Origin of the sequence: Corynebacterium sp. c8Ua_99, assembly GCF_039907185.1 — a bacterium.
GTDB classification, from domain to species: domain Bacteria; phylum Actinomycetota; class Actinomycetes; order Mycobacteriales; family Mycobacteriaceae; genus Corynebacterium; species Corynebacterium jeikeium_D.
The window spans coordinates 118853-132006 of record NZ_JASBOG010000003.1 but is presented as its reverse complement, the minus strand read 5'-3'; the positions used below and the strand labels follow the sequence as shown (position 1 = coordinate 132006).

The 13154-nt window shown below is 63.3% G+C and carries 9 protein-coding genes and 1 tRNA gene; 5 read left to right on the top strand and 5 right to left on the bottom strand.

Annotation, left to right across the window (positions count from 1 at the left end; translation table 11 throughout):
• Positions 1-42 precede the first annotated feature (42 nt).
• From QKE19_RS03140 to QKE19_RS03130, 3 genes are read left to right on the top strand one after another with little or no spacing between them, the layout of a single operon-like run.
• On the top strand, positions 43-726 hold the full coding sequence (locus tag QKE19_RS03140; RefSeq protein ID WP_069359276.1) for a class I SAM-dependent methyltransferase: 684 nt from the start codon (positions 43-45) through the stop codon (positions 724-726).
• Positions 723-2501 (top strand): ABC transporter ATP-binding protein, encoded by a 1779-nt coding sequence (locus tag QKE19_RS03135; RefSeq protein ID WP_347890342.1) that lies wholly within the window; start codon positions 723-725, stop codon positions 2499-2501. The genes QKE19_RS03140 and QKE19_RS03135 overlap by 4 nt, the downstream gene beginning before the upstream one ends.
• Positions 2498-4231, top strand: coding sequence for an ABC transporter ATP-binding protein (locus tag QKE19_RS03130; RefSeq protein ID WP_016423209.1), 1734 nt, complete (start codon positions 2498-2500; stop codon positions 4229-4231). Before QKE19_RS03135 ends, QKE19_RS03130 begins: the two co-directional genes overlap by 4 nt.
• A 179-nt stretch (positions 4232-4410) precedes the next feature.
• Here QKE19_RS03130 and pth read toward each other — a convergent pair whose 3' ends face one another.
• From pth to QKE19_RS03105, 5 genes are all read right to left on the bottom strand, one after another.
• Positions 4411-5019 (bottom strand): aminoacyl-tRNA hydrolase, encoded by a 609-nt coding sequence (pth, locus tag QKE19_RS03125; RefSeq protein ID WP_049172234.1) that lies wholly within the window; start codon positions 5017-5019, stop codon positions 4411-4413.
• A gap of 128 nt (positions 5020-5147) precedes the next feature.
• Complete coding sequence (locus QKE19_RS03120) at positions 5148-5789, bottom strand: 50S ribosomal protein L25/general stress protein Ctc (RefSeq protein WP_038626221.1); 642 nt, start codon at positions 5787-5789, stop codon at positions 5148-5150.
• 250 nt (positions 5790-6039) lie between these two features.
• Complete coding sequence (locus QKE19_RS03115) at positions 6040-7017, bottom strand: ribose-phosphate diphosphokinase (RefSeq protein ID WP_016423206.1); 978 nt, start codon at positions 7015-7017, stop codon at positions 6040-6042.
• A 7-nt stretch (positions 7018-7024) separates the two neighbouring features.
• Positions 7025-8515: a bifunctional UDP-N-acetylglucosamine diphosphorylase/glucosamine-1-phosphate N-acetyltransferase GlmU gene (gene glmU / locus QKE19_RS03110; RefSeq protein WP_049172238.1), complete on the bottom strand. Its 1491-nt coding sequence runs from the start codon at positions 8513-8515 to the stop codon at positions 7025-7027.
• A gap of 87 nt (positions 8516-8602) precedes the next feature.
• Positions 8603-8673 (bottom strand) — tRNA-Gln (locus tag QKE19_RS03105).
• Between the two features lie 110 nt (positions 8674-8783).
• Here QKE19_RS03105 and QKE19_RS03100 point away from each other — a divergent pair.
• Positions 8784-9476: a TetR/AcrR family transcriptional regulator gene (locus QKE19_RS03100; RefSeq protein WP_101687444.1), complete on the top strand. Its 693-nt coding sequence runs from the start codon at positions 8784-8786 to the stop codon at positions 9474-9476.
• Between the two features lie 44 nt (positions 9477-9520).
• Complete coding sequence (gene mfd / locus QKE19_RS03095; RefSeq protein WP_347890341.1) at positions 9521-13147, top strand: transcription-repair coupling factor; 3627 nt, start codon at positions 9521-9523, stop codon at positions 13145-13147.
• The last annotated feature ends 7 nt before the right edge of the window (positions 13148-13154 follow it).

Sequence of the window (13154 nt, the reverse complement as noted above, 5' to 3'; positions counted from 1 at the left end):
CCGCCGCGTGGACGCGGCCCACACACCCGGAGACAGAACCAGATGAAGTCGATTGCCCAGATCGTCCAGAACAACCGCAGACTCCTCGCGGCCTACGAGGACAAGGTCCAGCCGAGGTTCCTCAGCCGCTATGCGCGTGAACCGATGGACGCCGCCGCCGTGTATCGGAAGCTCCGTGCGCTGGATCCCGGGCCGGATGCGCCAGCCCGGGTTCTCGACCTCGGTTGCGGAACCGGGTGGCTCGCTCGCATGCTTGCCGCCGAGCCTCGCTATCGCAGGGCGAACATCGTCGGCTACGACCTGTCGCCCAATGCGATCCGCATCGCCCGCGAACGCGCCGCCGTCGAAGGGCTCGGGGCCCGGACGGAATTCCACGTCGCCGACGTCCTCGCGCCGCTCGCGGGAGAGCCCGGCGGGACCGATGAAATCTGGGTGTGCGGCGCGCTCCACCAAATGAAGGATGCGGGTGCTGTGCTCGGCAGGGTCGCCGGGCTGCTCGCCGACGGCGGCATCGCTTACGTGCAGACGTTCGCCGAGGATCCCGACGTGAACGAGCGGGTCGACATGGCCGTCATGGCGAAGATGGGCCACCGGGTGTTCCGGGGCAGCGAGCTCGAGGACCTCGCCGAAGCCAACGGGCTGAAGCTGGGCGGAGCCTCACGCGCCGGCATGGTGTACTTCTGCACTCTCACGAAGAAAAGCACGATCGGGGAGGCGGGCAAGTGAGCGCCGTGGACGGGACCGTAAGCCCGTGGTCGCTGCTCGCCCCGATCCGGACCCGGATGCGTGCGGTGGTCGCGTTATCCGTCCTGTCGTCGGTGGCTACCGTCGCTTCGCTGGTCGGCATCATCGACATCGCGATGACGTACCCGGAGGCCCCGGAGCATCGGACGTGGTTGGCCGTGGCTGTCATCGTCGTCGCCGCAACGGTGCGCATGGCCGCGGACGGCGCCGCCGGTATGCTCTCGCACCGGGCGGATAACGACCTGCAGCTCCACCTCCGGCGCCAGCTGGTCGCCCAAATCCGGAAGTTGCCGCTGGGCTGGCTGGACGCCCGGCGCTCGTCGGGAATCATCGGGTCGGTTGAGAAGGACGTCGCGGCTGTCCACCAGCTCATGGGCCACACCGTCGGTGAGACCGTGGTGGCGGTGCTGGTTCCTATGCTTTCCCTCATCGCGCTCGTTGCGGTGGATTGGCGGATTGCGGCGGTGGCGGTCGTCCCGGTGCTGGTCACCTTCGCCCTGATGGGCGTGATGATTTCACGCGGAGCCGGTCTTCAGCGCGACTACGAGCGAGCCTCCGAAGGAGTGACGGCCGCGGTCATCGAGTTGGTGCGCGGTATCCCAGTGATGAAGTCCTTCGGACGCGCCAACCAGGGCGCGGGTCGCTACGATGCCGCGGCGCTGTCGTTCGTCCGCGCGTGGTCTGCCTGGTCCCGGCAGTCGAACATCTATCTCGGGGTCATCGACGTGGTGACGTCCCCGATCACAGTCCTCGCAGTGGTGTGCGGGGCCGGCCTCGCTCTGACGGACGCCGCGGGAGGTCTACCGGAGGGGCTCGTTGCCGGGCTGGTTCTCGGCCTTGGACTCTCCGCGGCGATCGTGCGGGTGGCCATGAACTCCGAACCCATCATCGCGGGGATCGCTGCCCTGAAGTCCATCGCGGAGGTGCTGGGCACGCCGCCGATCGTCGAGCCCGCCGATCCGGTGCCCGTGCGCGGAGGCGCGCTCGAGGCCCGGAACCTGGTCTTCGCCTACGGCGATGGGCCGCGGGTCCTCGACGGGATGTCCGCGACGTTCGAACCGGGGACCCTCACTGCGCTGGTGGGGTCCTCCGGTTCCGGAAAGTCCACCGTCGCCCGGCTGTTGGCGCGTTTCTACGACCCCGTTGAAGGCTCGGTGCTGCTGGGCGGCGCCGATCTTCGCGACATTGCCGTGCGCGACGTGCACCGCTCGGTGTCGGTGGTGTTCCAAGATCCGCAGTTGCTCACGCTGCCGTTGCGGGAGAACATCCGGCTGGCCAGGAGAGACGCCACCGACGGCGAAATCATGGCGGCCGCGAAGCTCGCGAACCTCGATGCGGTCATCGCGGCGCTGCCGAAGGGCCTGGATTCGGTGGTCAACGTCGACGTGACCTTTTCCGGTGGTGAGGCGCAGCGCGTGGCCATCGCGAGGTCGATCGTCACGGACGCGCCGGTGCTCATCTTCGACGAGGCAACCGCTTACGCGGATCCGGCTTCCGAGGCCCTCATCCAGTCCGCAATCGAGCGTTTGGCCCGTTCACGGACGGTGATTGTGATCGCGCACAGGTTGAGCACGATCCGCAACGCCGACCGCATCCTCGTTCTCGACGGGGGAGCGGTTGCGGAGGCGGGTACTCACGACGAGTTGCTTGCGCGCGGTGGCCGCTACCGGGATTTGTGGCGCGCGTTCGCGCTCGACGACGAACCATCCGCCCCGCGGGGCACTGAATTAGACGATGAAAAGGCGGGGAACCGATGATTCGGGACTTGTGGTCGATGACGGATCGGCGCTCGAGAATGACGCTGGCGTGGCTCATTGCGTTGGCCGCGCTTGCCGCGCTGGCTCAGGGAGCGGCGTTCGTCGCGCTGCTGCCGCTGCTGTCGGCTCTGGCCGAGGGAGATGATGCGACGGCGTGGCGTTTCACCGGCGTCATCGCCGGCCTCGCGGCCGCCCATGCGGTGCTGTCTCTCGCCGCGGGGACGGTCGGCAGGGCGAATTCCGCAGCGGTGCTGTCGTCCCTACTGCGTTCTCTGGGCGAACGCGTGCTGACGTTGCCACTCGGGTACGTCACCAAGTCCACGGCCGGCCGCTTTTCGGAGATGGCATCGTCGGGTATCGCGTTCGCGGCGTCCGTGCCGCACGTGATCCTGCGGCCTGTCATCGCCGCGGCGGTTGCGCCGACCGTCATCGCCTTCGGAATTCTGGCGGTGGATTGGCGCGTCGGTTTGGTTCTCGTCGCGTCGGCGCCGGTGATCTTCTTCGCCTACCGGGCCATTGGTCGCGTCGGCGGGGAGTCGGACGAAGCGCATGCTGACGCCGTCGCTGCCGTCTCCGGCAGGCTGATCGAGTTCACCCGCTGCCAGCAGGCGATTCGCGCCGCGGGCGACGGTTCGGCGGCGGACGCGATGGTGGATGAGGCAATCCGGGCCCAACACGATGCGTTCGCGAAGGCGACGTCGACGCAGGGGGCGGCCATCGGACGGCTGGGTTCGGTCGTCCATGCGGTGTTCACGGCGGCGGTGATAGTCGCCGTGGCAGTCGCCGCGACGGGCGGGATGGCGCCGGCGCATTTGGCGCCGATGCTCATCGTGGTCGTCCAGTTCACCGGACCGATCACCACGGCGGGAGCGTTGTCCGGCGGTTTCGGTGCGGGCCGCAACACGTTGGCTGCGTTGCGTGACCTGCGGGCAATCCCCGCCCTTCCCGAACCTGCCGCACCGGAGCTGCCCGACGGGCATGACGTGGAGTTCCGCGACGTGAGCTTCGGGTACGGGGATAAGAAGGTTCTCGACGGCGTCAGCTTCCGTGCCCCTCAGGGAGCGCTGGTTGCCGTAGTGGGACCGTCGGGGGCGGGCAAGACGACGGTCATGCGGCTGCTGTCGCGTTTTCATGATCCGGACTCGGGGGAGGTCCTCATCGGCGGGGTACCCTTGCCTCGGATTGGCACCGACGGCGTGAACTCGCTGGTGACCCCGGTGTTCCAGGAGACGTTCCTTTTCGACGCGTCCGTGCGGGACAACGTGGTCTTCGCCGATCCCGGATTCGGTTCCGAGCCCGGTGACGGGGATCGCTTGCGCGAGGCCGCCCGGCGTTCCGGGGTGGACCGCATCGTGGAGCTGCTGCCTTCCGGGTGGGATACCCCGGTGGGGGAGGAGGGGACGCTGCTGTCGGGAGGCGAGCGGCAGCGCCTCGCCATCGCCCGGGCGCTTCTGAAGGATTCCCCGGTGGTGCTTCTCGACGAGCCGACGTCCTCGCTGGATGCGGCCACTGAGCGGGCGATCGTCGGCACGATGGAGGCGTTGCGCGGCGATCGCACCGTGATTGTCGTCGCCCATCGCCTGCACACCGTTCGCGATGCCGACCTCATCGTCGTGCTTTCGGAGGACGGGACGGTCGCAGAACGGGGCACGCACGATGAATTGCTGGCGAAGGGCGGCCGCTACGCCGAGTCGTGGGCGTGCCGGACGGGGAGCTCCTCGGGCGCCTGATCCTCATCACCTGGTCGATGCCCTCACGGGCGCCCTGCCGCAGCTTCCTGAATCCCACCGCCAGGCGCTCGGTGGACAGAGCGAAAACGCCGACGAAAACGCCGAGCAGCACGAACACCGACGAGCTGTAAAGACTGAAGCTCCCGGGAACGTGAAAATAGCCCCCCCTCCCGCTTCTGCTACCGCCCGTGAATCTGGTTCTGCGCAATCTCCAGCCCGTGGCTGGCGATTAGCTCCACCGCCTCCGCCGCAGTGGGCAGAGTGAAAGCGAGCTCCTCGCGTTCCTTAGCATTGAAGTTACGCAGCACGTAGTCCGCCGGATCTTGGCGGCCCGGAGGACGGCCAATGCCAATGCGCACGCGCATGTAGTCCTTCGTGCCCAACGACTTCGTGGTCGAGCGCAGGCCATTGTGGCCATTCTCGCCCCCGCCGCGCTTGAGGCGCACCACGCCCGGGTCCAGGTCCAGCTCATCGTGGACTACCACGACGTCGGTAGGTGCGACGTTGAAGAACTTTGTCAGCGCCGCGACCGGTCCACCCGACAGGTTCATGTACGTCCGGGGCTTAGCCAGAATCACCTGCCGCTCGCCACCGTCGGAAGTCTTGAACCGAGTCTGGACTATCTCAGCATTCGACTTCTTGTGCACGCTAAACGACGACGGCATCGGAGAAGTGCGGCTGGCTAGTTCATCTAGCACCAGATGCCCGACGTTATGGCGGGTGAGTTCATATTTGGGCCCAGGGTTGCCGAGCCCCACGACAAGCAAAGGTGTGGTGGAGGCGTTCATGAGTTCAATCTTGGCACACAGCGCGCGGTCTGTTGGCTTCGGGGAGTTTCAAGAACAAAAAAGGGACGGACCAGAGTGTCCGTCCCTTTTTTTACTTAGCTGTGGTAGCTAGGCCTGCGAGTTCATAATTACTCAGCGGATTCCTCAGCTGGCTCATCCGGGGTCTCAGCCTCGCCCATGCCCTCGATGTCGGCATCGACGTCACCAGCCGGCTCTTCCTCCGGCTCGACAATGTTGAAGATGAGCAGGTCAGCGTCGTCGGTGAGGACCAGGCCCTCCGGCAGGGTAACGTCGCCGGCGTGAACCATGGTGCCGACCTCTGCGCCCTCGACGGAGACCTCGATCTCTTCCGGAATAGCCAGAACCGGTGCGTTGACCAGAATGGTTTCGGCATCCTGCATGAGCAGGGCGCCCGGAGCGAGCTCGCCAGTCGGAACGACCGGAACCTCAACCTCAACCTTCTCGTCACGGTGAATGGCGAGCAGGTCAGCGTGGTCGATGTCGAGGGTCAGCGGGTTCTGGTCAACAGCCTTGACCATGGACAGCTGGGACTCGCCCTCGATGTTGACGTCCAGAACAGCATTGACACCGTGGTTACGGATGACAGCGTGGAAATCCAGAGTGTCAACGAGGATGTGCTTCGGGGCATCCAGGTCAGCGCCGTAGATGACAACCGGGATGTCGCCAGCAACGCGGGCACGGCGAGCGGCACCCTTGCCGAACTCGGTGCGGTTACGGGCATCAATCTTGATGATGTTGGGCTTTGCCATGAAAATGGACTCCTAAACGATTCGATATTGAGTCGTCGAGTCGAGCACGTGCCGCATCCATGCCACCGTGGGCGCAAAAGTTGGGCTGCGAGCGTCGCGTCGATAACGGCAACCACCTACTGTGGCCGCCCTCGCCGAGACTTACCGGAGAAATTGTAGTGGACTAACAGGTCAAACAGCAAACCCCGCCACCACCAGCAAAACTAGGTTGCTGGTCGCGGCGGGGTGCCCGTCGGCAAGCGGAAAGAACTTATGCCTGACCCTCGAAGAGGGTGGTGACGGAACCGTTTTCGAAGATCTCGTGGATCGTCTTAGCCAGCAGTGGTGCGATTGGCAGGACGGTCAGGTTGTCCCAGCCCTCGGTGGACTGCGGCAAGGTATCGGTGGTGATGACCTCGCGGGCACCGCACTTCGACAGGCGCTCGCGAGCTGGGTCGGAGAAGACGCCGTGCGTGGTAGCGATGATGACATCCTCAGCGCCAGCCTCACGCAGCACCTTGACAGCGCCGGCGATGGTGCCGCCGGTGTCAATCATGTCGTCGATGAGCAGACAGGTCTTACCGGAGACCTCGCCGACCACGCGGTTGGCGACAACCTGGTTTGCGACATCGACGGAACGGGTCTTGTGAATGAAGGCCAGCGGGGCGTCGCCCAGGGTGTTGGCCCACTTCTCGGAAACCTTCACACGGCCGGCGTCAGGGGAGACCACGACCAGGTTGTCCAGGGAGTAGTTCTTCTTGATGTACTCCGACAGAATCGGCATGGCGTGCATGTGATCGACCGGGCCGTCGAAGAAGCCCTGAATCTGGTCGGTGTGGAGGTCCACGGAGACGATGCGGTCAGCGCCTGCGGTCTTGAGCAGGTCAGCGACCAGGCGAGCGGAAATCGGCTCACGGCCACGGTGCTTCTTGTCCTGGCGGGCGTAGGGGAAGAACGGCAGGATAGCGGTGATGCGCTTGGCTGAACCGCGCTTGAGCGCGTCAATCATAATCAGCTGCTCGATGAGCCACTTGTTCAGCGGTGCCGGGTGCGCCTGCAGTACGAAGGCATCGGAACCGCGGACGGATTCCTCGTAGCGCACGAAGATTTCGCCGTTGGCAAAATCACGAGCGGTCATCGGAGTCAGCTCTGTGCCGAGCTCCTTGGCAACTGCCTCGCCCAATTCCGGGTGTGCCCTTCCGGAGAAGAGCATGAGGTTCTTTTGGTTATCGATCCACTGGCCGGTCATCTGCCGTCTAGCCTTCCTGGTCTTCCTTGTTGTTGTCAGCGTTGTCAGCTACCTGCGCCGCCTGCGCTGCCTCAGCAGCAGCGGTACCTGGACGCTTCCGCTCGACCCATCCCTCGATGTTGCGCTGACGGCCACCACTGACCGCCAATGCTCCCGGAGGAACGTCGTCCTTAATAACAGTACCTGCACCTGAGTACGCACCATCACCCACGGTCACCGGAGCGATGAACATGGTGTCGGAGCCGGTGCGAACATGCGAGCCGATAACGGTGCGGTGCTTGTTGACGCCGTCGTAGTTCACGAACACGCTGGAGGCACCAATGTTGGAGTGCTCGCCAATCTCCGCATCGCCGACGTAGGTCAGGTGCGGAACCTTCGAACCGTTTCCAATCTGCGCGTTCTTCGCTTCTACGAAGCCGCCGAGCTTCGCGCCGACACCGAGTTTGGTGTTCGGGCGAATGTAGGTGAACGGTCCGACCGTCGCATCCTCGCCGATCTCCGAATCGGAACCGTGTGTACGTACGACGCTGGCGCGCTTGCCGACGACCATGTTGGTCAGCGTCGTGTCCGGTCCCACGGTGGCCCCGTCGCCAATCACGGTCTTGCCGTGCAGCTGCGTGCCCGGCAGAATCGTGACGTCGCGGCCGATTTCCACCTCAACGTCAATCCACGTGGTGTCCGGATCGACGATAGTGGCGCCCCCGCGCATAGCTGCCTCGCAGGTGCGACGGTTGAGCTCGCGGCCAAGGGTAGCCAGCTGGACGCGGTCATTGACACCGGCGACGACGGTGGCGTCGGCGAGGCGGTGACCGCGTACTGAGCGGTCGGCCTCACGGGCGATGCCGATGACATCGGTGAGGTAGAGCTCGCCCTGGGCATTGTTGGTGTCCAGCTGCTTGAGAGCGTTTGCCAGGGTCTCGGCATCAAATGCGTAGACACCGGAGTTGACCTCGGTAATCTCGCGTTCCTCGTCGGAGGCATCCTTTTCCTCCACGATGCGCAGAACTTCGCCGTCGGCGTTGCGAACGATGCGGCCGTAGCCGTGCGGGTTGTCAGCAGTGGAGGTCAGCACAGTCACGGCAGCGCGTGGCTTGCGGTTGTGCTCTTCGAGCAGTGCCTGGAGCGCTTCGGAATCCAGCAGCGGAACATCGGAAGTGGTTACCAGGATGGTGCCATCGAAGTTCTGCAGCTCGGGGTGCTCCAGCGCGCACTGAACAGCGTGGCCGGTACCGTTTTGCTCGTCCTGGTGGGCAATGACGACACCGTTGGAGTGCTCGGTATCCGAAGCCCAAGTCCCGATGGCGTCGATTACCTTTTCGCGCTGGTGGCCAACGACAACAGCAATCTCATCCGGATTAATGCCCTTGGCGGCATAGAGCGCGTGCTCCAACATGGTACGACCGCCGATAGCGTGCAGCATTTTCGGCGTATCGGATTTCATTCGGGTGCCTTGACCCGCGGCGAGAATGACCACAGCGGTGGCCGAACCGTTTGACATGAAACTTGCTACTCCTCGGTCAGGGTGCATCACGGTCACGGCGGGGCGAAAAGTCACTTCTTAATTAAGGGGCCGGCCCCCCGCTTGCTCTCCCACCAGGACTCGAACCTAGAATGCCGGTACCAAAAACCGGAGTGTTGCCATTACACCATGGGAGAATGGGGCAAACGCGAAAAATTGCATGGCTGATTCGACGCTGATTCGACTCAGCCAACTCGCTTGCGCCTGCGATATACGATAGCAAGACTTTAGCCACTAATCTAAAAGCATGGCCTCCAATTCTCCGAGACGACGTATGACCGGTCCACAGCGCAAAGCTCAGCTGACAGAAGTCAGCCGTGGAATCTTTGCCGCCAAGGGGCTTGATGCCGCCTCAATGGAGGAGATCGCTGCCGCAGCTGGGGTATCAAAGCCGGTTGTCTACGAGCATTTCGGTACCAAAGAGCGGCTCTACCAGGCAGTCGTCGACCAGGAGATGAAGACCCTGGAGGCCACGATTAGGGAAGCGTTGTCCCTGGGACGCTCGCGTTACCGCATCGAACAGGCGGTGTTGGCACTGCTGACTTATGTGGAGGAAAACCCGGAGGGATTCTCCATTATTTCTCGCGACCCCGGCGTGGCGGGTGGCTATGAGACGCTGCTGAATAATGCCACTGAGTCGATTACGCCTATCCTTGCCGAGGCTTTCAAACGCGCCGGCTTCGACCCGGCCATGTCGGTGCTCTACGGAAACTGCATGGTCGGTATGGTTTCGCAGACCGCTCGCTGGTGGATGGAGAAGCGCAGTCCGGATAAGGAGACGGTGGCGGCGCACATCGTGAACCTGTGTTGGAACGGGCTGGCCGGCATGGAGGGTTCTCCGACTCTGCATGGTTCCGCTGATGTGCCAGCGGCCGCTGAGGGCGCGAAGTTTGGAGCAGGTGCTGCAGCGGACCCGATGCAGGTGGCGGAGAACGGCTAACCAGCACGCAGGGTGGATCCGGGGTGCATGGTTATATTGGGGCTATGCCAACTTCTGCGTCTTCCTCGGCGAAAGCCACACCCAGCATTCTGCCGAACCCGCTGTCGGGGCTGGAAAGCCTCGTTGTCACGGATCCTCAATTTGTCGGCGTGCTCGGGCGCATCGGCGAAGACGAGCTGGCGCTCACGGGTGCGGACGCGGTGCGTTCGCACCTTATTTACGCCATGTCTACGAAGGTGCCGGTGCTGGTCGTCACGGCTACCGGCCGTGAGGCGGAGGACCTGACTGCCGAGGTCAAGTCGATGATCGGCGACCGTGTAGCTATGTTCCCCTCGTGGGAGACGCTCCCGCATGAGAAGCTTTCGCCAGCGGTGGATACCGTGGCGCAGCGTCGTAAGGCGCTTTACGACGTTCGCCGGGGCAAAGTCGACGTTCTGATTGCGGCGGTGCGCTCGTTGGTGCAGCCGATTGTGGACGACCTCGAGGCTGAAGCCAGCGCCCCCATTCACGTCCAACTGGACCGGGACTGCGAGAACCTGGTTGAGCGGCTGGTGCATCACGGCTATTCGCATGTGGACATGGTCGGCAGGCGTGGCCAGTTTGCCGTGCGTGGCGGCATCGTCGATGTTTTCCCTGCGACCGAAGAGCTGCCGGTACGTATCGAGCTCTGGGGTGACGAGGTCACCGACCTGCGCGCCTTTTCCGTCGCTGACCAGCGCACGATCTCTGAGGTAGAGGTCGACCAGCTGGATATCTTCCCGTGTCGTGCACTGCTTATCGACGACGACGTGAAGGCCGCCGCGGAGAAACTCGCCACCACGCGCTCTGGCCAGGTCCAAGAAATGCTCACCCGCATCGGCGATGGCCAGTGGGTGGAGGGCATGGAATCGCTGATTCCACTGATTAGTCAGCATCCTATGAAGATGCTCACCGAGGTCATGCCGGAGAAAACGCATGTGCTCATGTGCGGGCCGGAGCGCATTCGCTCTCGCGCACAGGACCTTATCAGTGCAGGCGAGGAGTTTATGGCCGCAGCGTGGGAAACTGCTGCGATGGGTGGCTCGGCGCCAATCGCCACGGATGGGCTGGAGCCCAGCGCGTACCGCAGCTTGGCCTCTATCCCGATGCCCACTTCGTGGCATATTTCCCCGCCCGGCATGTTGGAGGCGGGAGTCACCGAAGATGATGTACTGCCGCTGACCTTTGAGCCTGGGCCCGCGCCACGCGGCGACTTAAAGGAAATTGGTCACCTGATGAAGCAGCTGCGCGATGCCACGGTCGCGGGGGAGCGAGTGGCGTACGTGGCGGCGACGCCCGCGGGGGCGCGTCGGCAAGCGGAAAAGTTTAGGGAAGCCGGAATTGCGACGCGCATGGCGGCAGGCCCGGAGTATCCCGAGTCCGGAAGAATTACGGTCTACCAGGGTGTTTTGCACGGTGGCCTGGTGTTCCCGCGAATCCCCGGTGGCGCGCTGACTCTGATTACCGAGCAGGACATCACAGGTAACCGTATCGCGGAAGGCGCGCTTGGTGGGCGCCGCAAGCCAGCGAAGCGCCGTGGTCGGGTGGATCCGCTGGCGCTGAAGGCCGGTGACTATGTCGTGCACGACACGCATGGCATTGGTCGGTTTGTGAAGCTCACTGAGCGCACCATCGGCACGGGCGAGGATCAGGCTCGCCGCGAGTACGTGGTGCTCGAGTACGCACCGAGCAAGCGCGGAGGCCCCTCGGACCAGCTCTACGTGCCGATGGAGAGCCTGGATCTGCTGTCGCGCTATGTCGGCGGCGAAAAGCCCACCCTGTCGAAGATGGGCGGGTCGGACTGGAAGTCCACCAAGCGCAAGGCCCGTGGCGCTGTCCGCGAGATTGCGGAAGAGCTGGTCAAGCTCTACGCCGAGCGCCAAGCCGCGCCGGGCCACGCGTTCGCGCCGGATACGCCATGGCAGCAGGAGATGGAGGATAACTTCCCCTTCACCGAGACCGAAGATCAACTGCAGGCCATCGACGAAATTAAGTCCGACATGGAAAAGCCGGTGCCGATGGATCGCGTGCTCATCGGCGATGTCGGCTACGGCAAGACCGAGGTGGCACTGCGTGCTGCCTTCAAGGCTGTTCAAGATGGCCGTCAGGTGGCAGTGTTGGTGCCGACCACACTTCTGGCGCAGCAGCACTTGACCACTTTCACCCAACGTATGGAGGGCTTCCCGGTCACCATCCGTGGACTGTCCCGCTTCACCTCGCCGAAGGACTCCAAGGAGGTCCTCGAAGGGTTGAAGAACGGGACGGTCGACATTGTTATCGGCACGCATCGTCTCCTGCAGACCGGCGTGCAGTGGAAAGAACTCGGCCTGGTCATCGTTGACGAGGAGCAGCGTTTCGGCGTCGAACACAAGGAACACATCAAGGCGCTACGGCACCACGTCGACGTACTCACCATGTCCGCAACGCCAATTCCGCGCACGCTCGAAATGTCGATTGCTGGCATCCGCGAGATGAGCCAGATTCTCACCCCGCCGCAGGACCGTCACCCGGTGCTGACATACGTCGGCGCGCAGTCCGACAAGCAGGTCGCCGCTGCTATCAGGCGAGAGCTGCTTCGCGACGGCCAGGTGTTCTACCTGCATAATAAGGTGGAAACCATTGACAAAGTCGCCCAGACTATCCGCAATTTGGTGCCCGAGGCCCGCGTGGTAGTGGCCCACGGTCAGATGGGGGAGGAGCAGCTGGAGCGCACGGTCGATGGCTTCTGGCAGCGCGAGTACGACGTGCTGGTGTGTACCACCATCGTGGAGACCGGCCTGGATATTGCCAACGCCAATACGTTGATTGTGGAAAACGCGCACCATATGGGCCTTTCCCAGCTGCACCAGCTGCGTGGTCGTGTGGGCCGTTCCCGTGAGCGCGCCTATGCCTACTTCCTCTACCCGGAAAATCAGACGCTGACGGAGACTTCCTACGACCGTCTGTCCACGATCGCGCAGAACAATGACTTGGGTGCCGGTATGGCTGTGGCCATGAAGGACCTGGAAATGCGCGGTGCCGGAAATATCCTCGGTGCGGAGCAGTCCGGTCACATTGCCGGTGTCGGCTTTGATATGTACGTCCGACTGGTTGGCGAGGCCGTGGCCGCGCTGAAGGCAGTGGCCGATGGTGAAACTCCGGATGCTTCCGATAACGAACCGAAGGAAGTGCGGATCGATTTGCCGGTCGATGCGAATATTCCGGCCGAATATGTGTCGTCGGAACGCCTACGTCTAGAGGCGTACCGCAAATTTGCTGCCGCCAGTGCGCTGGACGATATCGACGTAGTGCTCGAAGAGCTTGTTGACCGTTACGGAACCCCACCCATTGAGGTGGAGAGACTGGCGGTTATTTCACGACTTCGAATTATTTGCCGGGAATTCGGCGTGCATGAAGTTCAAGCCATGGGTGCGCACATTAGAATAACCCCTATGGAGCTTGCTGACTCCAAGCAGGTGCGTCTCAAGCGCCTGTATCCACAGGCGACCTATCGTGCGGCAACGCGCACGGTTTCCGTCGGAATGCCGAAGGAAGGGCGAGGGTTGCGGGCAAAACCTGTCCGCGATATTGCATTGGTGCAGTGGGTAGCAGACTTCTTGACATCGATGGCGGGAATTCCACGTATGGATATCTCGCACATGGGAAAGGACTAGAAACCGT